Below are 21127 nucleotides of genomic sequence, written 5' to 3' on the forward strand. Positions count from 1 at the left end.
TTCAGCGCAGCACCGGCATGCGGAGTTCGGTCGCGATGGTGCGCCCCCAGGCGGTCGCGCGCTCCAGTTCGCCCGAGACGAGGGCGCTCTCCTTGTCGACCAGAAAGCTCTGCTTCTGCAGGAACCGGCGGGAACCCAGCCCGCGCATCCGCTTCTCGATCCGCGACGCCGCCGAGCCCGTGAACAGCTCGGTCATATCCGCCCTCGTATCGAACGCGGCGAAGCGCGGCGCGACCCGGCCGCAGGTCTCCAGCCACTCCCGCACCCCGATGCCCTCGGCATCCGGCTCCAGCGTCAGATGACGGGCGGGATCGTCCGCCCATTTCCCCGCCTCGGCCCGGGTCGACGGGCGAGGGAGACCGTGGACATGCGTCGGCGCTCCGATGATGAGGAGGTCCGCGTCGACGATCGACTCCGGGGCGTCCTTGACGGGGAGGATCGTCACGGACGCAGTCGGTCTCAGCCCGTCGGCGATCGCCTCGGCGATCCGCCGCGTGCTGCCGAACATGGACTCGTAGATGATGGTCGCTTTCGCGACTGGCGCCGTCTCGTTCATGCGACGACTCTCGTGCTGACACTCGCCGAGGCACAGGGCCGAAGGTCACAGCATGCGGGCGGGACCTTCGGCACTACGGCGCCCCTGCCGCGCACGAGACGCTGAGCGAATCGGAACTGAGGACGGAGCACGCCATGAACTACAGCATCATGGTCGCCGTGGACGGCGAGCCGGAACACCGCGCGGCCCTGGACTGGGCGGCGGCCCGTGCGGCGCGCGACGGCGCGCGCCTCGAGCTGGTGCACGTGATCGACCGCTCCTGGAACGAGAGCGGGGAACAACCGGGGCGGCTCCTCGAACTCGCCGCGAAGTCGCTGCTCGCCGCCGAAGTCCGCATCGCCGCGCATCATGCCCGGACGGTCGCGGACCGCGCGGCATCGGCCGCCGGTCGATCGGGCGTCCAGACCGTCGTGCCGGACATCGACATCGGCACCCGCGTCCTGTTCGGCCACGTCGGTCACGAACTGGCGTCCGCCTCGGACGACGCCGATCTGCTCGTCATGGGCACGCCCTCGCAGGCGGAACGCGGGCACGCGTTCGCGAGCTCCATCGCGGTTCGCGTCGCGGCCGTCGCGGAATGCACGGTGGTCGCGGTGCCTCACGACTGGGAGGGCGAGGGCCGCGGCGTGGTGGTCGGTGCGGACGGCGAGCGCACGACCGAGGCGGCCGTCGCCTTCGCGGCGGATGAAGCCGCGCTCCTCGGGGAGCCTCTGACCGTCGTCTGCGCCGGATACCTCGCCAACCCGCTGCTCGCCGGGTTCGTGCCCGAGATGTCGCTGGGCGACCGGCGGGAGCGGGTCGCCGAGGACGCGGCGCAGGCGGCCAGGGCGCTGCATCCGGAGCTGACCGTGTCCGCGGACACGGTGGAGACGTCGCCTGCCCGGGGGATCGTCGCGGAGGCGGACGGTTCCCGGTTGCTGGTCATCGGCACGCACGACCGCCGGGGTGTGCAGCGCATGATGCTCGGCTCGGTCGGCCACGATGTCCTGCTGAACGCGCTCACCCCCGTGGCGGTGGTGCGCAACCGCGTGCCCGTGGCTGCCCGCCCGGCCGAACGGTGACGCGAGGCGCCATGTCGCCGCTCATCCGCCGAGGAACACCGCTCTACGCGTAGGCGGGCCTGCCCACGGCGATCGTCTCGCCGTACTCCGGGACGCGTGCGGACCAGCCGAGCGCACGCTCCACCCGCAACCGCAGCTGGTCCGCGGCCGCGGGCTCGCCATGCGTCAGATACACCGACCGCGGTGCGGAGCGCGCCGTCCGCATCCAGTCCAGGAGCTGACCCGCGTCGGCGTGAGCCGAAAGCATGTCGAGGGTGTGGACCTGCGCCCGGATCGGCACGTCCTTCCCGTGGATGCGCAGCACCCTCTCTCCGCGCTGCAGCGCAGCGCCCCGCGTGCCGCCCGCCTGGAAGCCGGTCAGCACGATCGCATTTCTCGGGTCGCCGCCGTAGGCGTCGATGTGGTGGAGGATGCGTCCGCCCTCGAGCATCCCGCTGGCCGAGATTATCACCGCCGGGCCGCCGCGCAGGTTCAGGAGCTTCGACTCGTCGACGGTGCGGACGAGTGTCGCCAGACGATACATCTCCGCGAACTCGTCCGGCCCGATCCTGTGCTCCTCCGGGTGCCGGGCGTAGATCACGGACGCGTCGACCGCCATCGGACTGTTGAGGAAGACGGGGACGTCCGGGATCCTTCCGCGGCGCCGGAGCCGGCTGAGGTGCAGGAGGAGCGTTTCGGCGCGCCCGACGGCGAACGCCGGCAGCAGCACGACACCGCCTCTGCGGCACACGTCGGTGACGATCCGGCCCAGCAGCTCCTCCGCATCCACGTGGGGATGTTCACGATCGCCGTACGTCGACTCGGAGACGAGGACATCCGTGTCCTCCAAGGGCGCGGGCGGCCGCATGAGGGGATCGTCGACGCGCCCGAGATCGCCGGTGAAGTGGATGCGGCCGTCGCGCGTGCGGACCAGCACCTGGGCGGCTCCCAGGATGTGACCGGCCGGCGCGAACCGCACAGTCACGTCCCCCACCGTCACATCGTGCCCGAAAGGATGCGAGTCGAATCGCTCCAGCGCCGCCCGCGCATCCTCCTCCCTATAGAGGGGAAGGGGCGGCGAATGGCGGGAGGTGTGGTGGCGATCCCGGAACGCCGCCTGCTCCTCCAGCAGCCGTCCGCTGTCGGGCAGGATCAGCCCACTGAGCTCCGTGGTCCCCGTCGTCGCGTGAATCCGACCGTCGAACCCGTCCCGGACCAGGGCGGGGAGGTAACCGGTGTGGTCCAGATGCGCATGGCTCACGACCACGGCGTCCACCGAGGAGGGTTCGACCGGGAACGGCCGCCAGTTGCGCTCGCGGAGCTGTTTGTACCCCTGGAACAGGCCGCAGTCGATGAGGATCCGCGCGGAATCGGTCTCGAGCAGGTAGCGCGACCCCGTCACCGTGTCGGTCGCGCCGAGGAAGCGGAGCGACGTGGTCACGACGCGGCGACCGCCCGGCGACGGAACAGGCCGAGCGCGAGCAGCACCAGGCCCACCTCGGCGAGTCCCACCAAGAAGTAGGCCGCCTGGAGCGGGCTGAACGGGATGAACATCATCTGCACGAAGATCCAGATCAGCAGCCCGAACGCCGCGACAGCAGCGGCGAACGGAGCCGCCGCAGCCTCCCGACCGGTGAGGATCGAGGCCAGGATGTGCGTTCCGCCGACGACGACGGCCAGGATGATGCCCGGGACGATGTACGACGTGAACGGGCTCCCGCCGAGGTAGGAGCGATCCGGTGCGACTCCACCGGCGTCCGAGGCGGTGACGGCCGCGACGATGAGCGCGAGGCCGCCCGCGACGGCGGTCACGCCGACGGCTCCGGTGACCACGGTGAGCGTGATGCGTGTCCAGCGTTTCATGGCTCCTCCGAACTCCTGGCCCCAGGATGCCGGGCTGATTCGATCGCCCGCAGGGCCGAAAGGCCCGCGGGCGTCGGTGCGCCGACGCTGCGGGACCTTCGGCCCGACAGCGGCGGCGAAGCGCGACCGAGACTGGCGGCAGACCGAAAGGAGCCCGTCCATGCGTGCAGCCGTCGTGAGCCGGTACCGTCAGTCGCTCACCCTCGAGAACCGTCCCATCCCGTCGCCCGGGCCCGGCCAGGTCCTGGTGCGCTTGGAGGCGTGCGGCCTCTGCCACACCGACATCCACGCGATCGACGGCGACTGGCCCGTCAAGCCCGGCCTGCCGTTCGTTCCCGGCCACGAGGGCGTCGGGATCGTCGAACGCCTGGGCGACGGGGTGACGACCCGCGAGGTCGGCCAGCGGGTCGCCCTGCCCTGGCTGGGCTACGCCTGCGGCGAGTGCCGCTACTGCATCGACGGGCGCGAGAACCTCTGCGAGCGGCAGCACAACACGGGGTACTCCGTGGACGGCGGATACGCCGAGTACGCGCTCGCGGACGCCCGCTTCGCGTCCCCGGTGCCGGACGGCGTGAGCCCGGTCGAGGCGGCGCCGCTCACCTGCGCCGGAGTCACCACCTACGCGGCGGTGAAGAACGCCCACGTCGTCCCGGGTGAACGCGTGGCGGTGTTCGGCATCGGCGGACTCGGTCACCTCGCCGTGCAGTATGCACGGCTGGTCGGCGCGCAGGTCGTCGCCGTCGACATCACGGAGGAGAAGCTCGACCTGGCCGTGGAGCTCGGAGCCGACCACGCCGTCAACGCCGCCGAGGTGGATCCGGCGGAGGCGATCCAGCATCTCGGCGGCGCCGACGTCGCCATCGTCCTGGCGGTCGCCCCCACGGTCTTCGACCAGGCGTTCCGGTCCCTGAATAGAGGCGGACGACTCGTGCTCGTCTCGCTGCCCGCCGACGGAACCCTGACCGTCCCGGTCTTCGACACGGTGCTCAAGGGCATCTCGGTCATCGGCTCCATCGTGGGCACGCGCCAGGATCTTGCCGAGGTGTTCGCCCTCCATGCCGCCGGGCGGACGCGCGTGGTCGCGGCGAGTCGTGATCTCGCCGACGTCAACGACGCCGTTGCCGAGGTGCTGGCCGGGGAGGTACCCGCCCGGCTGGTGTTCACATACGATGCCGCGCTGCCCAGCGAGCGGCCCTCGGAGACGGCGGCGGAGTCGTCCGCGGGATGACGGCTCCAGGGCGAAACGACTCGCCTTCGCGTGCCGCGCACCTGCTCACCCGTTACTGGCTGGTGGCGCTGACGCTCGCTGTCAGCGTGCTCTCGGCGTCGCTGGCGTCGGCCGGCGCTTCGACCGCGGCTGCGTGGTCGGCGGGCGCGTTCACCCTTCTCGTCGCCGCCGGTTATACCGTCCGCATGGTCCGGACGCTCAGGGCCGGCGGTCTCGGCGTGGACCTGCTGGCGGTCGTGGCGATCGTCGCCACCGTGCTCGTCGGCGAATTCGCCGCTGCGCTCATCGTGGTGCTGATGCTGGCCGGCGGCGAGGCGCTGGAGGACTACGCCAACCGTCGGGCCCGCCGCGAACTGGACTCCCTGCTCCGACGCGACCCGCGATCCGCCCATCGCTACGGTGAGGACGGTTCTGCCGTGGAGGATGTGCCCATCGACGCGGTCCGGGTCGGCGACGTCCTTCTCGTGCGGCCCGCCGAGGTCGTCCCGGTCGACGCCGTGCTCCTCGATGCGCGCGCCGCCTTCGACATGTCCTCGATCACGGGCGAGAGCCTTCCCGCCGACAAGGAGAAGGGTGACGACGTCCCGAGCGGAAGCGTCAACGGCACGGCAGCAGTACGCGTCCGCGCGGCGCGAGTCGCCGCCGACAGCCAGTACCAGCAGATCGTCGCGCTCGTCGCTCAGGCGTCCCGCACGAAGGCCCGCGTCGTCCGGATCGCCGACCGCTTCGCTGTGCCGTTCACGCTGTCCTCGCTCCTGCTGGGCGGCGTCGCCTGGTTCGTCAGCGGCGATCCGGTGCGCTTCGCGGAGGTGCTGGTGCTCGCGTCCCCCTGCCCGCTCATCATCGCCGCGCCCGTCGCGTTCATCGGCGGCATGAGCCGCGCGGCGAAAGCGGGGATCATCGTCCGCGACGGCGGCGTCCTCGAAAGGCTCGCCGACGCCAAGACCGTCGTGTTCGACAAGACCGGTACCTTGACGACCGGGCGCCCCGTCCTTCGGGAGATCCGGCCGGCCGAGGGGTTCGCGGCCGATGACCTGCTCGCCCTCGCGGCGAGCGCCGAGCAGTACTCGTCTCACGTCCTCGCCGCATCCATCGTCGCCGCCGCCACGGATCGCTCGCTCCGGCTGAGCCGAGCCGCGTCCGCCGACGAGCGCGCGACCGACGGCGTCGTCGCACGCATCGGCGCGCACACCGTCGCCGTGGGGAAGTTCTCCTTCATCCGAGCGCTCGCGCCGGACACACGTCGCGAGCGCATCTCGCCGGGCGAGCTCGCCGTGTACGTCTCGGTCGACGGCGCCTACGCGGGCGCGCTGATCGAGCGCGACCCTCCCCGCGAGAACGCCACCGAGATGCTGCGTGATCTGGCTGCACTCGGCACCACGAACGTCGAGCTGCTGACCGGCGACGCGCAGGAGACCGCCGCCGGAATCGCCGACGAACTCGGCATCGCCCGCTACCGGGCCGAGTGCCTTCCGGCGGACAAAGTCGCGCGCGTGGCGTCGATCACCGAGCGACCGGTGGCGATGGTGGGCGACGGCGTCAACGACGCCCCCGTGCTCGCCAGCGCGGACGTCGGGATCGCGATGGGCGCGAAAGGCGCCACCGCGGCGAGCGAGTCCGCGGACGTCGTGATCCTGGTGGACGACATCGGCAAGGTCGTCGAGGCCATCTCCATCGCCCGGCGCACGGTCGCCGTGGCGCTTCAGAGCATCTGGCTCGGCATCGCGGCGTCGATCCTCCTCATGTGCATCGCGGCCTTCGGTGTCATCCCGGCGGTCGTCGGAGCCCTGCTTCAAGAGGTCGTCGACCTCGCGACGATCCTCGCCGCACTTCGCGCCGCCGCTACGCCGCGAAGCGACCAAAGACCCTATGGACGCCCCGAGCTCTCCGGGATGGTGGAAACGCGAGAACCCTGACCTCATGCGGCGCACTCGCGCTGCTCACCCGGCCGGTCAGGGGAGCCGTCGCGTTCCGGGCGACGGCAGGCCCGCGCCGATCTCGGGGGAGGCGGCGCGGGCCGGCTCTCTTGTCCTGCGCTCCTCCGGCAGGCACCTCCGCCGTGGTGGTATTCGGCCGGAACCTGTACGGGTTCGCATCCCCTCCCGGGAATGCCCACGCTCGCCCACGGTTGTCGCGAGGGTGACGACCAGACTGATGATCATCGTTGGAAGCGTCCGCGAGGGACGTGTCGGCCTTCCGATCGCCGAGTGGGTGCGGCAGGAGGCGGAGAAGACGGGATGGTTCGAGATCGACTTCGTCGACCTCCGGGAGCTGGCCCTGCCGTTCATGGACGAGCCGAACCATCCGCGGCTGAAGCAGTACACCAAGCCGCACACGATCGCCTGGAGCAAACGCGTGGAGGCGGCGGAGGCGTTCATCTTCGTGACGCCGGAGTACAACTACAGCTATTCGCCCGCGCTCAAGAACGCGCTCGACTACCTGAGCGGCGAATGGTGGCGCAAGCCGGTCGGCTTCGTCAGCTACGGCGGCGTGTCGAGCGGCACCCGCGGCGTGGTCGGGCTGCTCGCGACGACCACGGGGCTCGGCCTGGTGCGGGTCGGCGCGAACGTGGAGCTGACGTTCGGCGGCAAGCTGGTCGTTGACGGTGTGTTCCACCCGGAGGCGAAGGAGCAGGCCATCCTCGCGCACGAGCTGGAGGAGCTGGACACGCTCGCCCACGCCCTCGCGCCCGTCCGGGCCGGCGCCGACACCTGACTCAAGATTCGCATCGCACCGTCGCGCGGCGGGACACTACCCTGCTGCCATGAGCACAGCCCGCCCGCTCAACCGCTTTCGGCTGCGGAGGGCCGTCGGCCGCGATCCGAGCGAGTCGCGGAGTGCGAGCCCTCTGGAACTGCTGTACGACCTCACCCTGGTCGTCGCCTTCTCCCAGGCCGCCGACCAGCTGACGAAGTACCTGGCCGCTGGACATTTCGGGACCGCGCTCGGTGGCTTCTCCTTCATCATCATCAGCATCTGCTGGGCGTGGACCAGCTATTCGTGGTTCGCCTCGGCGTTCGACACCGACGACTGGCTCCACCGGGTGCTGACGATGGTGCAGATGGTCGGCGTGCTGATCCTCGCGCTCCGGGATCCCGGAAGTGTTCTCCTCGATCGACGCCGGCCAGGGGGTGGACTTCCGCATCGTCGCCGTCGGCTACGTGATCATGCGGGTGGCGATGATCTTCATGTGGCTGCGGGTGGCGCGGGTCGACCCCGTGAACCGTCGCACGGCGCTGCTCTATGTCGTCTTCACCGCAGGCGCCCAGGTGGGATGGGTGATCCTCGCGTGGGTGGAGCCCGCCGACATGGTGCTCCTCAGCGCACTGATCGTCCTCCTCTGGGCGATAGAGCTGTGCGGTCCCATCGTCTCCACCTGGGATTCGTCCGCCAGCGCCGATACCTGGCACGGCACCCCGTGGAACGCCGAGCACATCGCCGATCGCTACGGCCTGCTCGTCATCATCACGCTCGGCGAGGCGCTGCTGGGAACCATCGCAGCGGTGGCCGCGGTCGTCGCGAAGGTCGGCTGGTCCGGAGAGGCGGTGCTGATCGTCATCGCCGGGGTCGGACTGACATTCGGGCTCTGGTGGACGTACTTCATCTTCCCGTCGGCCACCGTGCTCGCGCGGCACCGCAACCGGAAGTGGGCGTGGTCGTACGGGCACATCGCGCTGTTCGGCGCGATCGTCGCTGTGGGAGCCGGCCTCCATCTCGCCGCCTACGCGGCCGAAGGCGAGTCCTCGCTCGGCACGGTGGGGATCGTGCTCGCGGTGGCGATCCCGGTCCTGGTGTTCTGCCTCGTGTACTTCGCCCTCTGGTCGGTGCTCTTCCGCGCCGTCGACCCGTTCCACGTGATGCTCGCGCTCGGGATGGTGGCGTTCCTCGTGCTGGCGGTCCTCTGCGCCTGGGCGGGCCTCAGTCTCGGTTGGTGCCTGCTCATCGTCATGCTGTCCCCGGCCGTCGTCGCCGTCGGATACGAAACGGGAGGCTACCGGCACGTGGAGGCGGACGTCTCTCGCGAAGGCGAGGTGCAGCGCCAGACGGCGGACTGAAACCCGCCGAACGAACTCAGGCGAGGAACGCCGCCACCCGCTCCGGCCAGGTGTCGGCCTCCGCCGCGTTCTCGGCAACCACCAGCTGGGAGTCCGTCAGCAGCTCGTGAAGGCGCTCGGCGGTCGAGAGCGGGTGCCCGGGGTCGCCTGCCCAGGGCAGCAGCAGCACCGGCATCCGCAGGGCGGCGAGGGCAGCCGGCTCCGGCAGGTCCGAGAGGGCCGCGCCGCGCAGCACGGTCGCGGCGGTCTCCGGTCGCAGCTGGGTCTGCAGGCCGACGCCGCGCTCCTCCAGCACCGGCGGCAGCGGGATGGGCGACGACGCCATCCACTCGGTCAGCGCGTCCCAGCCCTTCTCGTCGATGAGGTCGGCCATCTGCCGGTACACGGCGGCCTGACCGGCGCGGGTCTCCCACGCGGTCGGCGGAAGCGCGAGCACGAGCCGGCGGAACCGCTCGGGATGCCGCACGGCGGCGGTCAGGATGGTGCCGGTGCCCATGCTGACGCCCACCGCATCCACGGGTTCGTCCGCTCCGACGGCGTCGAGCAGGGCGATCAGGTCGTCGGCCAGCACCGGCCAGCGGTAGCGCTCGGGGTCGTCCGACCCGGGGGATCCGCCGTGACCGGCCGCGTCGTAGCGGACCAGCCGGTGGCCGCGGGAGGCCAGGCCGCGCACGTCGAGGATCGACAGGTCGGCGTCCCGCCCGGCGGTCAGGCCGTGCGCCTGCACGACGATGGGCCCGGTCCCGTCGACCTCGTAGGCGAGGGTGGCGCCGGGGCGGGCGAGGGTCTGATCGGTCACGGCGTCCTCACGATGCTCACGGGGTGGGCCAGCGGCCGCGAGAGCGGCGCGGTCGCCATGCTAACCCCGCGGGCGCCAGTGTGCGCTGCCGCACCAGCCACACCGCGTCGCGACCGAAGGACTCGAGCAGCAGCGCCAGCGCCACCCCGACGGCTCCAGCGGCGACCGGCCCGGGCGCCCCGGACACCGCGAGGGCGAGGGCGATGCCCGCGACGGCGGTGACCACTTTGCGCCAGTAGCGATACGGCAGGCGCGCGCGGAACCACGGCAGCATCCACCCCACCGCGACGAAGGCGTAGCGCAGCAGGCCGATCGTGAGCACCCAGAGGCCCAGGTCGCGGGCGACGTAGGCGCTCAGCACGAGCAGCAGGAAGGCGTCGACCTCCATGTCGAACCGCGCCCCGAGTTCGCTGGTGGAGTGCGTGCGGCGAGCGACCCAGCCGTCGACCGCGTCGAGGGCGAGGGCGGGCACGGTCAGGCCGACGAGCAGAGGCACCGGGATCGGGGCGAGGAACGAGGCGACGACCAGGCCCGTGATCAGGCCGACCAGCGTCGAGCGCAACGAGGTGACCGCGTTGGCCAGGCCGAAGCGCACCGCGCCGCGGCGGCGGAGGCCGCGCATCAGCAGGAGGGTGGTGACGATGAGGTAGGCGGCGGCGATGAGCCAGGCCGTCAGCGGCACAGCGGACACCCCGCCGGCGGCGAGGGCGGCGAGGGGCAGGACCAGGATTCCCCACAGCGCCGCCCATCCGATCGCTTCGCGTTGAACCGTTCTCACATCCACCTCGTGTTCCTGGAGAGCACCTTCTCGCGTTAACACGCGACCGGTGCACCGAAGGTTCACGGGAGGTCCGCAGATGCACGAGGCGACGGCGTTCTGGGTCGAGCGGCCGGGTGCCGGCGCGCTCCGCCCGGTCGCGCTCGCCGCCCCGGGAGACGGCGACGTGCTCGTCCGCACCCTGCACACCGGCATCAGCCGCGGAACCGAGACGACGGTGTTCAACGGTCGTGTGCCCTCGAGCGAGTACGAGAGGATGCGCGCACCGTTCCAGGAGGGCGCGTTCCCCGGACCGGTGAAGTACGGCTACCTCAACGTCGGCGTGGTCGAGCAGGGGCCATCCGCCTTGGTCGGCCGCGTCGTCTTCACCCTCTACCCGCACCAGTCGGCGTTCGTCGTCGGCGCCGACGACGTCGTCCCCGTCCCGGAGGGTGTCCCGGCCCGCCGCGCCGTGCTCGCGGGCGCCGTCGAGACGGCGGTCAACGTGCTGTGGGATGCGGCTCCGCTGGTCGGAGACAGGATCACCGTCGTAGGGGCGGGGATGATCGGCTGCTGCATCGCGCGTCTCGCGTCGGGCATCCCCGGGGCGGAGGTCGTGCTCGTGGATGTGGATCCCGCCAAGGCCGCCGTGGCCGCCCGGCTCGGGGTCGCCTTCGCCACGCCGGGCGACGCCCCGCACGGACGTGACCTGGTGATCGACGCGAGCGCTTCGGAGGCCGGGTTGCAGCTCGCCCTCGAAACCGTCGTGACCGAGGGCGAGGTGATCGAGGCGGGATGGTTCGGCGACCGGCCGGCGACGCTGTCCCTGGGGGCCGATTTCCACTCCCGCCGCCTCAGCATCCGGTCGAGCCAGGTGGGCGCCGTCGCACCGCACCGCCGGGGGTCCCGCACCACTCGCGACCGGCTCGCGCTGGCGCTCGAGCTCTTACGCGACCCGGCGTTCGACGCCCTCCTCACCGGCTCGTCGTCCTGGCGGGAGCTGCCGGAGGTGATGGCGCGGCTCGCAGAGGGACCCAGCGGGGAGCTCTGCCACACGATCGATTGGAGCGACGCCTGATGCCGTACACCGTCACCGTCCGCGACCACCTGATGGTCGCCCACAGCTTCCGCGGCGAGGTCTTCGGCCCTGCGCAACGGCTGCACGGCGCGACGTTCGTGGTCGACGCCTCATTCGGCGCCGACGAGCTGGATGCGGACGGGGTCGTCGTCGACATCGGCCGCGCCTCCGCCGCGCTGGCCGACATCACCGGGGCGCTCACCTACCGCAATCTCGACGAGGATCCGGACTTCGCGGGCGTCAACACGACCACCGAGGTGCTCTGCAAGGCCATCGCCGACCGGTTGGCCGAACGCGCAGACGAACTCGGAGGCGCGCTCACCTCGATCACCGTCACTCTGCACGAGTCGCACATCGCGTGGGCGAGCTATTCGAGGTCGTTGTGAGCACCGTGTTCTTCGCCGTCCCCGACACCGTCGACGACCCGGAGCGGGTCAGCGGGGGGAACGTCTACGACCGTCGGCTGGTCGACGGGCTGGAGGCGTCCGGGTGGGAGGTGCGGATGCTGCCGGTGCCGGAGCGCACCGGCGCGCTCCGGCGGACGCTCGCCGGCATCCCGGACGATGCTGTCGCGCTGGTCGACGGCCTCCTCGTCGCCCGCGAGACGGGCACGGTCGCTGCCGAGGCCCGGCGCCTGCGGTGCGCGATCCTCACCCACATGATCGACGGGGAGTTCGGCGACGCCGAACACGCCGACTACCGCGCCGCCCGCCAGGTCATCGCCACGAGCGGGTGGACCCGTGGCGAACTGATCGCGCAGGATGCCGCGGAACCGAACGCGATCACAGTCGCGCATCCCGGCACCGACGAAGGCCTGCTGAGTGCGCCGTCGCCCTCGGGGGGCCGGCTGCTCTGCGTGGGCGCGGTCGCCCCGCACAAAGGCCAGGACCTGCTGGTGGAGGCCCTGAGCGCGTTCTCGGGCCGCCCCGACTGGACCTGCACCGTCGCGGGTTCGCTGACGACGGATCCCGGGTTCGTGGCCGCTCTGCGGGCGCGCATCGACGCGGCCGGCCTCGCCGACCGGGTCGTCCTCACCGGGGTGCTCGGCGGCGACGCCCTCGCGGAGGCGTACGCGCGCGCCGACCTGGTGGTCCAGCCCTCGCGTCTCGAGAGTTACGGGATGGCCGTGGCGGACGCGCTCGCGCACGGCATCCCGGTGCTGGCCACGGAGGTGGGCGGCCTACCGGAGGCGATCGGCGTGAACGATGCGGCCATGATCGTGCCGCCGGGCGACCCCTGGGCGATCCGGGTCGTGCTCCAGCGGTGGTGGGCGAGCGCCGAACTCCGCCGCGCCCTTCAGGAGGCAGCGCTCCGCGCCCGGGGAGCGCGCCACACCTGGCCGTCGGCGGTGGAGGCGGTTACGGCGGCGCTGCGACGCGCGGAGACCGCGGACTCCGATCCGGCCGGAGCGACGAGGGCGGCGGCCTGGTGAGCGACGTCATCCAGGTCAGCCCCGACTGGCTCGCCCTGCGCGAGGCGGAGGATGCCCGCGCTCGCTCGCTCGACCTTGCGCGCGCCCTGCCGGACATCCTGCCCGCCGGGCCGCTCACCGTGCATGACCTGGGGAGCGGGACCGGGTCGATGATGCGCTGGCTGGCGCCGCTGCTGCCCGGTCCCCAGACCTGGATGCTGCACGACTGGAACGCGACCCTGACGGCCCGGGCGTTCGAGGGGCCGCGTCCGCGCGACCTGCACGGCGCACCGGTCGCCATCCGCACCCGCGTCGACGAGCTCGACCGGCTCGATGCCGAAGCGCTGACGGGCGCGTCGCTGGTCACCGCCTCCGCGCTTCTGGATGTTCTGACGGCGGACGAGGCGCATGCGATCGTGGACGCCTGCGTCGCCGCGGGCGCGCCCGCGCTGCTCGCGCTGAGCGTCACCGGAGACGTCGACCTGCGCCCGTGGGACGCGAGGGACCGTCGCGTCGCGGAGGCGTTCAACGCGCACCAGCGGCGATCGGTGCAGGGCCGTGGCCTTCTCGGCCGATACGGCGCACCGATCGTCCACGGACTGTTCCGGCTCGCCGGATGGAACGTCCGCACGGCGCTGACCACCTGGCGGCTCTCGGACGCCGAACCGCAGTTGCTGAACGAGTGGTTCGACGGCTGGCTCGGCGCGGCGGAGGAGCAGTCGCCGGAGCTGGCGGCCCGGATCGCGGGCTACGGCGAGCTGCGCATGTCCCAAGCCCGACGCGGCGAGCTCTCGGCCGTCGTCTACCACCGGGATGTGCTGGCATGGCCGCGATGACCGCCGTCCGACGGCGTCCGATGCTGGGCCGGATTCTGCGCTCCCGTCGGGTCAGTGTCATCGCCCGCCTCCTTGTGGGCGGGGCGGTGCTGGTCGCGGTCGTCCTCCGCGTCGGCGGCGCCCCCTTCCTGCACGGCCTCGCCAGCGTCGACGCGACGACCGTCATCGTGGCGATTGTCCTCTGCGCGGTGGCGACGGCGGCAGCCGCGTGGCGGTGGCGGCTGATCGCCGTCCGGCTGGGGGCCGAACTGCGATGGGGCACCGCGGTCGGGATGTACTACCGGTCCCAGTTCGTGAACAGCGTCCTTCCGGGTGGGGTCGTCGGGGATGTCCAGCGCGCCGTGGACCACGGGCGCAGCACCGACCGTCTGGGCGCCGCGGCCCGCGCCGTTGCTGTGGAGCGCACCGCCGGCCAGGCGGTCCAGCTCGCGGTCACGCTCGTGGTGCTGGTGCTGGTCGGACCGCGGTTCGCCGGGTGGCTGCTTCCGGTGATCGGTATCGGCCTGACCGCAGCCGCGGTGGGGATCGCCGTCACCGCTCTGGCCAGCTCCCGGGTGCGGGGCGTGCTACGTCACGAGGCCGCGGAGCTGCGGGCCGGGCTGGGCTCGCCCGCCACCGCGATCCAGGTCGTGGCGGCCTCCCTCGTGGTCGTCGCGTGTCACGTCGCCACGTTCGCCGTCTCCGTTGTCGCGGTCGGCGCTGGCGCCCGGCCCGCACAGCTGCTCGTCCTCGCGCTCGTGGTGCTGCTCGCCACATCCTTCCCGCTCTCCGTCGGCGGCTGGGGGCCGCGCGAGGGCGTCGCCGGCTGGGCCTTCGCCGTCGCCGGGTTCGGCGCCGCCACCGGTGTGTCGGCAGCCACCGTCTTCGGGGTGCTGGCCGTCGTCTCCGTGCTGCCCGGCGTGCTCGTCTTCCGGGTCGCTCCGGCGGTCGCCTCCCTTCTCACCCGCTTCGTCGCGTCCCTCGGCTCCGGGAGGAACCATGATCGACACCCCCTACGTCACCCTCAGCTGCGCGGTCTCGCTCGACGGGTACCTCGACACCGCCGGGCCGCCGCGGCTGGCGCTCTCGAACCCGGCGGACTTCGACCGGGTGGATGAGGTCCGCTCCCGCAGCGACGTCATCCTGGTCGGGGCGCACACCGTCCGGCTGGACAACCCGCGCCTGCTGGTGCGGGACCGCGACCGGCAGCGCAGGCGCACGGAGGCGGGGCTCGGAGGCTCGCCCTGGAAGGCGACGGTCACCGCGAGCGGCGACCTCGACCCGCACGCCGCGTTCTTCACCGAGGGCGACACGGCGAAGCTGGTCTACTGCCCGCGTGACGAGGCCCCACGCATCCGCCGGCGACTGGGGCGGGCGGCCGAGGTCGTCCCGCTCGGCCGGACGGTGCGCATGCGCGACCTGCTCGCGGACCTCGGCGCGCGCGGTGCCGGAAGAGTGATGGTCGAGGGCGGCGGGAAGACGCTGACGCAGTTCCTCGCGGACGACCTCGTCGACGAGCTCCACCTCGCCGTCGCGCCGCTGTTCGTCGGCGACCGCCGGGCGCCGCGTTTCGTCGGAGACGCCGACTTCCCGTGGACGGCCGACAACCGCGCACGGCTGGTGGACGCCCATCCCATCGGGGATGTGGTGCTGCTGCGGTACGCCCTGTCGGCGCGGTTCGAGGCAATCGAGCTTCATCCCCTCGAATACGGCCGGGTGATGCGCTCGTGACCGCCTCCCGCGTCCGTCCCGTCCGTTCGGCGCTTGCGACCACGGCGGCCATCGTTGTGCTGTTCGCCGCAGCGACGGCACCGGGCGTGATCGCTTCCGGGTCTGTGCTGGCGCTGGTCCGTATCCCGCTCGTCAGCGTGCTCGCTCTGGCCGCGCTCGCGTTCGTCCCGTGGCGCTCGCTGCGGCGGATCCTCGCCGCCGTCGTCGCCCTCGTGCTGGTCGCGGCGACCGTCAGCGCCGCTCTGGACCGTGTCTTCACCGCGACGGTCGGGCGCCCCTTCGACCCGGTGTCGGGCTGGACCGAGCTGGTCGACGGCTACGGCGTGGTGCAGGACTCGGCCGGCACCGTCGGCGCGCTGCTCCTGCTCCTCCTCGTCGCCGTGCTCACAGTGGGCGCGGTCCTCGCCGTCACGGCCTCGCTGCTCCGGCTCGCGCAGCTACTCGCCCGCCGTCGCCGCGCCACGGCCCTCGGCGCAGCGGCAGTGACGGCGGGATGGCTCGTCGTCGCCCTGGTCGGAGCCCAGCTCGTACCGGGCCAGCCGGTCGCGGCGGCCGACCCGCTCCCGACCGCCGCGGCGCGCGTCGCCCAGGTGGAGGCCGCCGGCCGCGACCAGGCGATCTTCGCGCGGGAGGCCACCACCGATCCGTACGCGGGCCTCCCCGCTTCGCAGCTCCTCACCGGGCTCCGCGGCAAGGACGTCATCGTCGCCTTCGTCGAGAGCTACGGCCAGGTCGCGGTCCAGGGCACCTCGTTCTCCCCCGGGGTGGACACCGTGCTGCGGAACGGGAACGCGCAGCTCGCCGCGCGCGGCTACAGCGAGCGCAGCGCGTTCCTCGACTCCCCCACCTTCGGCGGCGTCAGCTGGCTCGCACACTCCACGCTCCAGACCGGCCTGTGGATCGACAGCCAGCAGAAGTACGACCAGATCACCTCGGGTGATCGCTTCACCCTGGCCACCGCCTTCCGGAAGGCCGGCTGGGACACCGTCAGCGACGTCCCGTCCGACACCAAGCCGTGGCCCGTCGGCACGGACTTCTACCGGTTCGGGAAACAGCTCAACGCGAAGAACGTCGGCTACCAGGGACCGACGTTCAGCTACGCCCGCGTCCCCGACCAGTACACCTTGGCGCACTTCGACCGGACCGTGCTCGAGGAGCCCCACGCACCGGTCATGGCGGAGATCGACCTCGTCTCGTCGCACACGCCCTGGACCCCGCTCCCGAAGCTCGTCCCGTGGAATGCGGTCGGCGACGGCTCCGTCTACGATCCGCAGCCGGCAGAAGGTCTCAGCCCCGGCGTCGTCTGGCAGGACCCCGCGCACGTGCAGCAGCTCTACGGCCAGTCGGTGCAGTACTCCCTCGGCTCGCTGTTCTCCTTCCTCACCGAGACCCACGACCCGAACCTGGTCCTCGTCGTGCTCGGCGACCACCAGCCCGCCACAGTCGTCAGCGGCGAGGGCGCGAATCACGAGGTACCCGTCAGCGTCATCGCGAAGGACCCTGCGGTGATGGAGCGGATCGCCTCCTGGAAGTGGGAGCCGGGGATGCTGCCGTCGCCCTCCGCGCCCGTCTGGCGAATGGATGCGTTTCGCAACCGCTTCCTGGACGCCTTCGGCGGGTGACGGCGTTCACGGCTCGGACGGGAACGACCGCCGGGCCACCAGCACGATCACCAAGCCGACGAACACGAGCGCCGCACCTGCGTAGGGCAGCCACCCGGCGCCGGGGCCGGCGAGCACCGCTGCGCCGATCGCCGCGCCTCCGCCGATCCCGACGTTCGCCGTCGAGTTGACGAGCGCGCCGACCACCTCCGGGGTCGCGCCGCGGGTGCGGATGGCGGCGGTCTGGAACACGGACGCCATGCCCCCGAAGGCGGCGCCCCAGAACGCCGCCGCGGCGAGCGTCCCGCCGAGCGCGGGGAAGACGAGCCCCACCGCGACCAAGGCCAGGGTCAGGACGCTCAGCAGCACCAGCACCACGAACCGCGGCCGCCGGTCGAGCATTGAGCCGGCGAACCAGGTCCCGAGCAGCCCGACCGCGCCGAGCCCCAGCAGCACCGGGCCGATCCCGGCCTCCGGCAGCTCGGCGCCGAGCAGCAGCACCGAGACGAACGTGTAGACCGTGAACTGCCCCAGGTAGACGACGGCGTTCGCGGTGGACACGATCCCGAGCCGCACGCGACGCGCTCCGACGCCCGCGCCGGTGTGCTCCCTCCCACCGCCGGGGACCGCCGGAAGCAGCACGAGCACGAACACCACCGTGAGCGCGCACACGCCCGCCAGCACTCCGAATGCGGCGCGCCAGCCGACCGCGTTTCCCAGCGACGTCGAGAGCGGCACACCGAGCACGAATCCCGCCGCCGCACCCGCCGTGACGATGGCGAGCGCCCGCCCGGTGAACGCCGGCCGGACCAGCCGCGAGGCGTAGCCGATGCTGACCGAGAAGAACAGGGCGTGGGCGACCCCGCCGAAGGCGCGCCCGGCCGCCAGCACGCCGAAGTTCGGCGCAACGGCGACGAGCGCGTTGCTGATGGTGTAGCCCACGATCGTGGACGTCAGCAGTCCCTTGCGCGACACCCGGGCGGTGGACAGGGTCAACGGCACCGCGAGGACGGCCACCATGAACGCGTACACCGTCACCAGCAGCCCGGTCACCGAGTCGGTGACCCCGATATCGCGCCCGACCGCGGGAAGCACTCCGACGGGCAGCATCTCGGTGGTGACCGCGAGGAACGTGGCGACGGTCAGCGCGACGAGTCCGCCGGCGGCCTGGCGGAGGGTCCCGGGATCCCAGGCAGCGGCGGGCATGAGCCGATGCTAGCGGCCGGTGAACCTTTCCCGCTGCCGCATCGTGTTCCCCATGACGCCTTCGCCGGGTGGAGGCGCGAAGTGGAAGCGGGTAGAGAAATGAGCGACAGCCGTCAGGGCACCCTCGGCCTCCCCTGGGTCATGCGCATCCTGAGCGCGATCCTCCTCGCGGCGGCGGGCGGGATCCACCTGTTCCTGGTCTTCGACGGGGTCGGCGGGATCCTCGGGGTGTTCTTCATCCTCAACGCGATCGCAGGCATCGTGCTCGCCATCGGGATGCTGGTCACACGCGGCCGGCTCCTGCAGGCGGTCACCCTGCTCGGCCTGCTGTTCCTGATCGCGAGCCTCGCCGCCCTGCTGCTCGCCCTGACGGTCGGGCTCTTCGGCATCACCGAGTCGTGGTCGTACACGCTCGTGCCCGAGACGGTGATCGTGGAGTCCATCGGCATCGTGGTGCTGGCGATCGCGTCGGCGATGGTGCTGCGGACGCGGGCGGTGCGGACGGTTTCGTAAGGCTGCTGCGGCGCGCGGGCCATCGCGCAGAGTCGGAGGCGAGCGTAGGGTGCCCGGGTGAGCATTCCTCGGCACCGTCCGCGATGTCCATCACCAGCCACGACGTCCTCCCTCGTCGGACCGGCGGTTGAGGTAGATGACGGCCGCCCATGCACAGACCGCGAGAAACAGGAACCCGAAGGCGAGGAGACCGGAGAACCAGTTCGAGCGGGTCAGCCACGTAACAGCGTCAACGACGAACAAGAGCGTGTACACGACGGCGAGAACCAGCGCCCAGCCACGATTACCGCCAGTGGGTCTCACCCACCATGGGTACTTCATGACCCGCCGACGGGAGCAGACCCCGCCGACCTGGGATCATCGGCGAGCTGCCGCTGTAACTGCTCGATGCTCCGCAACTGCCGGCGCGAGTTGATCGGGTACCAGATCGCCAGCGCCAGGAAGAGTACGAGCGCGGCGTCCCAGAAGATGACGCGCGAGCCGTCGGTGACGATGAGGTAGACCGCCAAGAGCGAGAACAGGCCGAACTCCAGCGGGCCCAACCAACGCAGCAGTCTCGCCTGCCGACGTCGTCTCTCCAGCAACGGCATCCACTCATCGGCAGAAGCGCCGTGAGGAAGCTCGCCCTTCTTGACGGCGTTCGTCACGGTCTGCGCCATCGACGTTCCGTCGGACTGCCGTCGCTGCCGAGCGACGAACAGCGCCATGACAGCACCGAACAGAAGACCGCCGACCACAGCGGCGATGACACTTGTCCAACCAAGCCGCTGGATCCCGATGCTGACGTTTACGACGAACGTCCCGACACCGAAGAACAGACCCATCAGAACACCGACGACCCACACCGGCTGCCGATTCAACCACTCTCGCAACGCGCACCCCGCTCACACGCCCAGGGGCACCTGCTTCGTCGAGGCGCCAAGGAGCAGACAACACCGGTACTGAGCAAACGTCAACTATCTCGTGGCTCTCGCGGCGTCTGCGGTCTCACACGCCAGGTGAGGATCGGGTCTGCTACGTTTCGACCCCGGGGGGTAGGTCGATGCGACGGCTGACATTCGGGATGGTGCTTGCGGCTGTCGCCGTCAGCGTGTCGGGATGCGTCGGGTCGGCGACGCCGTTCGATCAGGCGCGCACCTCCGACGACGCGGTGCCACCGGTCGCGGTGAAGTACATCGAGAACGCCGACGTGGACTCCTCCCGGTACCAGGGCGACGCCGACGGTCACGCGCTGTACCTGCTCCGGGGTACCGGAGAGATGAAGATCTGCCTTGTCTACACCGACGGAACGGCCGACGGGTCGTCGGCCACCTGCAGCGGAGGCGGCTGGGTGAAGTTCTCCCCCGCCGACGGCGCGGAGTTCGTAGTGCAGCTGTCCGGATTCGGCGACGAGCCCGGCCCGGGTGAAGTCCAGGTCTCCCCGTGGGTGCGGCAGACCCGGCACGGGCGGGACGAGTAAAGCGTCCACCTGAAGGCCTCCTGCACACCCACTTCCAAGCGTCTCAGAACCGCTTGTTCCCTTCGCGCCGCGCGTCTACCGTCCTCGTCCGAGCTCGCGTCCCCCCGCGGGCTGCGATGGAAGAGGTACCGATGTCGTTACTGAAGAAGCTGATCGTCACCGCTGCGGCGGCGACCCTCGGGGCGTTCGCGCTCGCCGTTCCCGCGCAGGCGGACACCGTCTCCGTATCGCCTCCCGGCGCGAACGACTGGTCGTGCGTGCCGTCCGCGGCGCACCCGTACCCGGTCATCCTGGTGCCCGGCACGTTCGAGAGCATGGCCAAGAACTGGGCGACTATGTCGCCGACCCTCAAGCAGGCGGGCTACTGCGTCTACGCGTTGGACTACGGCGAGTACAACGGCGTCGCCGCCTCCGGCCCGATCGCCCAGTCCGCACAGCAGCTGGCGCCCTTCGTGGACGCGGTGCTCGCCTCCACGAAGGCCTCGCAGGTCGACATCGTCGGGCACAGCCAGGGCGGGATGATGCCGCGCTACTACCTGGGCTTCCTCGGCGGCGCCAAGAAGGTGCACCAGCTGATCGGCATCGCGCCCTCCAACCACGGCACCCGCGGCGTCATCGTCCCGGGTCCGGACGGCCTCCCCGCGCTGACGAGCGCCGACCCGAACGCGTGCCCGGCGTGCGCCGACCAGACGGCCGGCTCCCCCTTCCTCCAGAAGCTGAACTCGATCGGCGACACCGTGAAGGGCCCGAGCTACACCGTCATCTCGACCACGCACGACGAGGTGGTCACGCCCTACCAAAGCCAGGCGCTGGCCGGCTCGGCGTCGCAGGTGACGAACCTCGTCATCCAGGACAAATGCCCCGCCGACCCGATCGAGCACGACCAGACCCCGAACGATCCGGTGGTGCAGCAGCTCGTGCTCCAGGCGCTGAGCGTGCCGAACGGTCCCGCCAACCCGGCGTACCAGCCGAGCTGCGTCTAGCGGCGGGAGCGGCCTCGAGCGCGGAATCGGTT

The 21127-nt window shown here is 71.5% G+C and carries 23 protein-coding genes and 1 pseudogene; 16 read left to right on the top strand and 8 right to left on the bottom strand.

The features are described 5' to 3' along the window. Position 1 precedes the first annotated feature (1 nt). Complete coding sequence (locus tag AB0P25_RS05905) at positions 2-556, bottom strand: flavodoxin family protein (protein WP_363805979.1); 555 nt, start codon at positions 554-556, stop codon at positions 2-4. 134 nt (positions 557-690) lie between these two features. Here AB0P25_RS05905 and AB0P25_RS05910 point away from each other — a divergent pair, with 134 nt between their 5' ends. After that, positions 691-1617, top strand: a complete 927-nt coding sequence (locus AB0P25_RS05910) for a universal stress protein (RefSeq protein ID WP_363805980.1) — start codon at positions 691-693, stop codon at positions 1615-1617. 43 nt (positions 1618-1660) lie between these two features. Here the strand turns inward: AB0P25_RS05910 and AB0P25_RS05915 are convergent, their stop codons facing one another. Both AB0P25_RS05915 and AB0P25_RS05920 read right to left on the bottom strand, forming a co-directional pair. Next, the gene (locus AB0P25_RS05915) at positions 1661-3037 is read right to left on the bottom strand and encodes an MBL fold metallo-hydrolase (RefSeq protein WP_363805981.1); all 1377 of its coding nucleotides are present in this window, start codon (positions 3035-3037) and stop codon (positions 1661-1663) included. Next, positions 3034-3459 (bottom strand): hypothetical protein, encoded by a 426-nt coding sequence (locus AB0P25_RS05920; protein WP_363805982.1) that lies wholly within the window; start codon positions 3457-3459, stop codon positions 3034-3036. Before AB0P25_RS05920 ends, AB0P25_RS05915 begins: the two co-directional genes overlap by 4 nt. Before the next feature lie 160 nt (positions 3460-3619). Between AB0P25_RS05920 and AB0P25_RS05925 the strand changes: the two genes are divergently transcribed. The 5 genes and pseudogenes from AB0P25_RS05925 to AB0P25_RS05945 all read left to right on the top strand — a co-directional run bounded on the left by AB0P25_RS05925 (position 3620) and on the right by AB0P25_RS05945 (position 8742). Beyond that, positions 3620-4687 (top strand): zinc-dependent alcohol dehydrogenase, encoded by a 1068-nt coding sequence (locus AB0P25_RS05925; protein ID WP_363805983.1) that lies wholly within the window; start codon positions 3620-3622, stop codon positions 4685-4687. Then, complete coding sequence (locus AB0P25_RS05930) at positions 4684-6603, top strand: heavy metal translocating P-type ATPase (RefSeq protein WP_363805985.1); 1920 nt, start codon at positions 4684-4686, stop codon at positions 6601-6603. The genes AB0P25_RS05925 and AB0P25_RS05930 overlap by 4 nt, the downstream gene beginning before the upstream one ends. A gap of 223 nt (positions 6604-6826) precedes the next feature. Further along, positions 6827-7402 (top strand): NAD(P)H-dependent oxidoreductase, encoded by a 576-nt coding sequence (locus AB0P25_RS05935; protein ID WP_363805986.1) that lies wholly within the window; start codon positions 6827-6829, stop codon positions 7400-7402. A 49-nt stretch (positions 7403-7451) separates the two neighbouring features. Next, a pseudogene (locus AB0P25_RS05940) lies at positions 7452-7715 on the top strand (low temperature requirement protein A); the annotation flags it as partial. 73 nt (positions 7716-7788) lie between these two features. Further along, entirely contained in the window at positions 7789-8742 is a 954-nt protein-coding gene (locus AB0P25_RS05945; protein WP_363805987.1) for a low temperature requirement protein A, read from the top strand. Positions 8743-8758: 16 nt separating this feature from the next. On the opposite strand, the gene AB0P25_RS05950 is transcribed toward AB0P25_RS05945, so the two are convergent. Together AB0P25_RS05950 and AB0P25_RS05955 are read right to left on the bottom strand one after the other, a co-directional pair. Beyond that, a complete protein-coding gene (locus AB0P25_RS05950) occupies positions 8759-9541 on the bottom strand; it encodes an alpha/beta fold hydrolase (RefSeq protein ID WP_363805989.1) in 783 nt (260 codons plus the stop codon). Positions 9542-9557: 16 nt separating this feature from the next. Further along, positions 9558-10319, bottom strand: a complete 762-nt coding sequence (locus AB0P25_RS05955) for a CDP-alcohol phosphatidyltransferase family protein (protein WP_363805990.1) — start codon at positions 10317-10319, stop codon at positions 9558-9560. A gap of 49 nt (positions 10320-10368) precedes the next feature. Between AB0P25_RS05955 and AB0P25_RS05960 the strand changes: the two genes are divergently transcribed. The 7 genes from AB0P25_RS05960 to AB0P25_RS05990 are packed head-to-tail and all read left to right on the top strand — an operon-like array spanning position 10369 to position 16955. Beyond that, entirely contained in the window at positions 10369-11376 is a 1008-nt protein-coding gene (locus AB0P25_RS05960) for a zinc-binding alcohol dehydrogenase (RefSeq protein ID WP_363805992.1), read from the top strand. Continuing rightward, positions 11376-11762, top strand: coding sequence for a 6-carboxytetrahydropterin synthase (locus AB0P25_RS05965; RefSeq protein ID WP_363805993.1), 387 nt, complete (start codon positions 11376-11378; stop codon positions 11760-11762). Before AB0P25_RS05960 ends, AB0P25_RS05965 begins: the two co-directional genes overlap by 1 nt. Further along, positions 11759-12808 (top strand): glycosyltransferase family 4 protein, encoded by a 1050-nt coding sequence (locus AB0P25_RS05970; protein WP_363805995.1) that lies wholly within the window; start codon positions 11759-11761, stop codon positions 12806-12808. The genes AB0P25_RS05965 and AB0P25_RS05970 overlap by 4 nt, the downstream gene beginning before the upstream one ends. Then, positions 12805-13623 carry an SAM-dependent methyltransferase gene (locus tag AB0P25_RS05975; protein ID WP_363805996.1) on the top strand — a complete coding sequence of 273 codons (819 nt, stop codon included), beginning with the start codon at positions 12805-12807 and terminating at the stop codon, positions 13621-13623. The genes AB0P25_RS05970 and AB0P25_RS05975 overlap by 4 nt, the downstream gene beginning before the upstream one ends. Next, on the top strand, positions 13611-14720 hold the full coding sequence (locus tag AB0P25_RS05980; RefSeq protein WP_363805997.1) for a lysylphosphatidylglycerol synthase domain-containing protein: 1110 nt from the start codon (positions 13611-13613) through the stop codon (positions 14718-14720). The genes AB0P25_RS05975 and AB0P25_RS05980 overlap by 13 nt, the downstream gene beginning before the upstream one ends. Next, the gene (locus tag AB0P25_RS05985; protein ID WP_363805998.1) at positions 14602-15333 is read left to right on the top strand and encodes a dihydrofolate reductase family protein; all 732 of its coding nucleotides are present in this window, start codon (positions 14602-14604) and stop codon (positions 15331-15333) included. The genes AB0P25_RS05980 and AB0P25_RS05985 overlap by 119 nt, the downstream gene beginning before the upstream one ends. After that, positions 15330-16955 (top strand): CDP-alcohol phosphatidyltransferase, encoded by a 1626-nt coding sequence (locus tag AB0P25_RS05990; RefSeq protein WP_363805999.1) that lies wholly within the window; start codon positions 15330-15332, stop codon positions 16953-16955. The genes AB0P25_RS05985 and AB0P25_RS05990 overlap by 4 nt, the downstream gene beginning before the upstream one ends. 6 nt (positions 16956-16961) lie before the next feature. Here the strand turns inward: AB0P25_RS05990 and AB0P25_RS05995 are convergent, their stop codons facing one another. After that, complete coding sequence (locus AB0P25_RS05995) at positions 16962-18140, bottom strand: MFS transporter (protein ID WP_363806001.1); 1179 nt, start codon at positions 18138-18140, stop codon at positions 16962-16964. Between the two features lie 99 nt (positions 18141-18239). Here AB0P25_RS05995 and AB0P25_RS06000 point away from each other — a divergent pair, with 99 nt between their 5' ends. Further along, positions 18240-18653 carry a hypothetical protein gene (locus tag AB0P25_RS06000; protein WP_363806002.1) on the top strand — a complete coding sequence of 138 codons (414 nt, stop codon included), beginning with the start codon at positions 18240-18242 and terminating at the stop codon, positions 18651-18653. Between the two features lie 90 nt (positions 18654-18743). Here the strand turns inward: AB0P25_RS06000 and AB0P25_RS06005 are convergent, their stop codons facing one another. Then, positions 18744-18956, bottom strand: a complete 213-nt coding sequence (locus tag AB0P25_RS06005) for a hypothetical protein (RefSeq protein WP_363806004.1) — start codon at positions 18954-18956, stop codon at positions 18744-18746. 14 nt (positions 18957-18970) lie between these two features. Then, the gene (locus AB0P25_RS06010; RefSeq protein ID WP_363806005.1) at positions 18971-19477 is read right to left on the bottom strand and encodes a hypothetical protein; all 507 of its coding nucleotides are present in this window, start codon (positions 19475-19477) and stop codon (positions 18971-18973) included. 218 nt (positions 19478-19695) lie between these two features. On the opposite strand from AB0P25_RS06010, the gene AB0P25_RS06015 reads away from it, so the two are divergent. Both AB0P25_RS06015 and AB0P25_RS06020 read left to right on the top strand, forming a co-directional pair. Next, on the top strand, positions 19696-20112 hold the full coding sequence (locus AB0P25_RS06015; protein ID WP_363806006.1) for a hypothetical protein: 417 nt from the start codon (positions 19696-19698) through the stop codon (positions 20110-20112). Positions 20113-20243: 131 nt separating this feature from the next. Continuing rightward, a complete protein-coding gene (locus AB0P25_RS06020) occupies positions 20244-21095 on the top strand; it encodes an alpha/beta fold hydrolase (RefSeq protein ID WP_363806008.1) in 852 nt (283 codons plus the stop codon). Positions 21096-21127 lie beyond the last annotated feature (32 nt).

Source organism: Leifsonia sp. NPDC077715 (assembly GCF_040686855.1).
Taxonomy (GTDB): Bacteria; Actinomycetota; Actinomycetes; order Actinomycetales; family Microbacteriaceae; genus Leifsonia.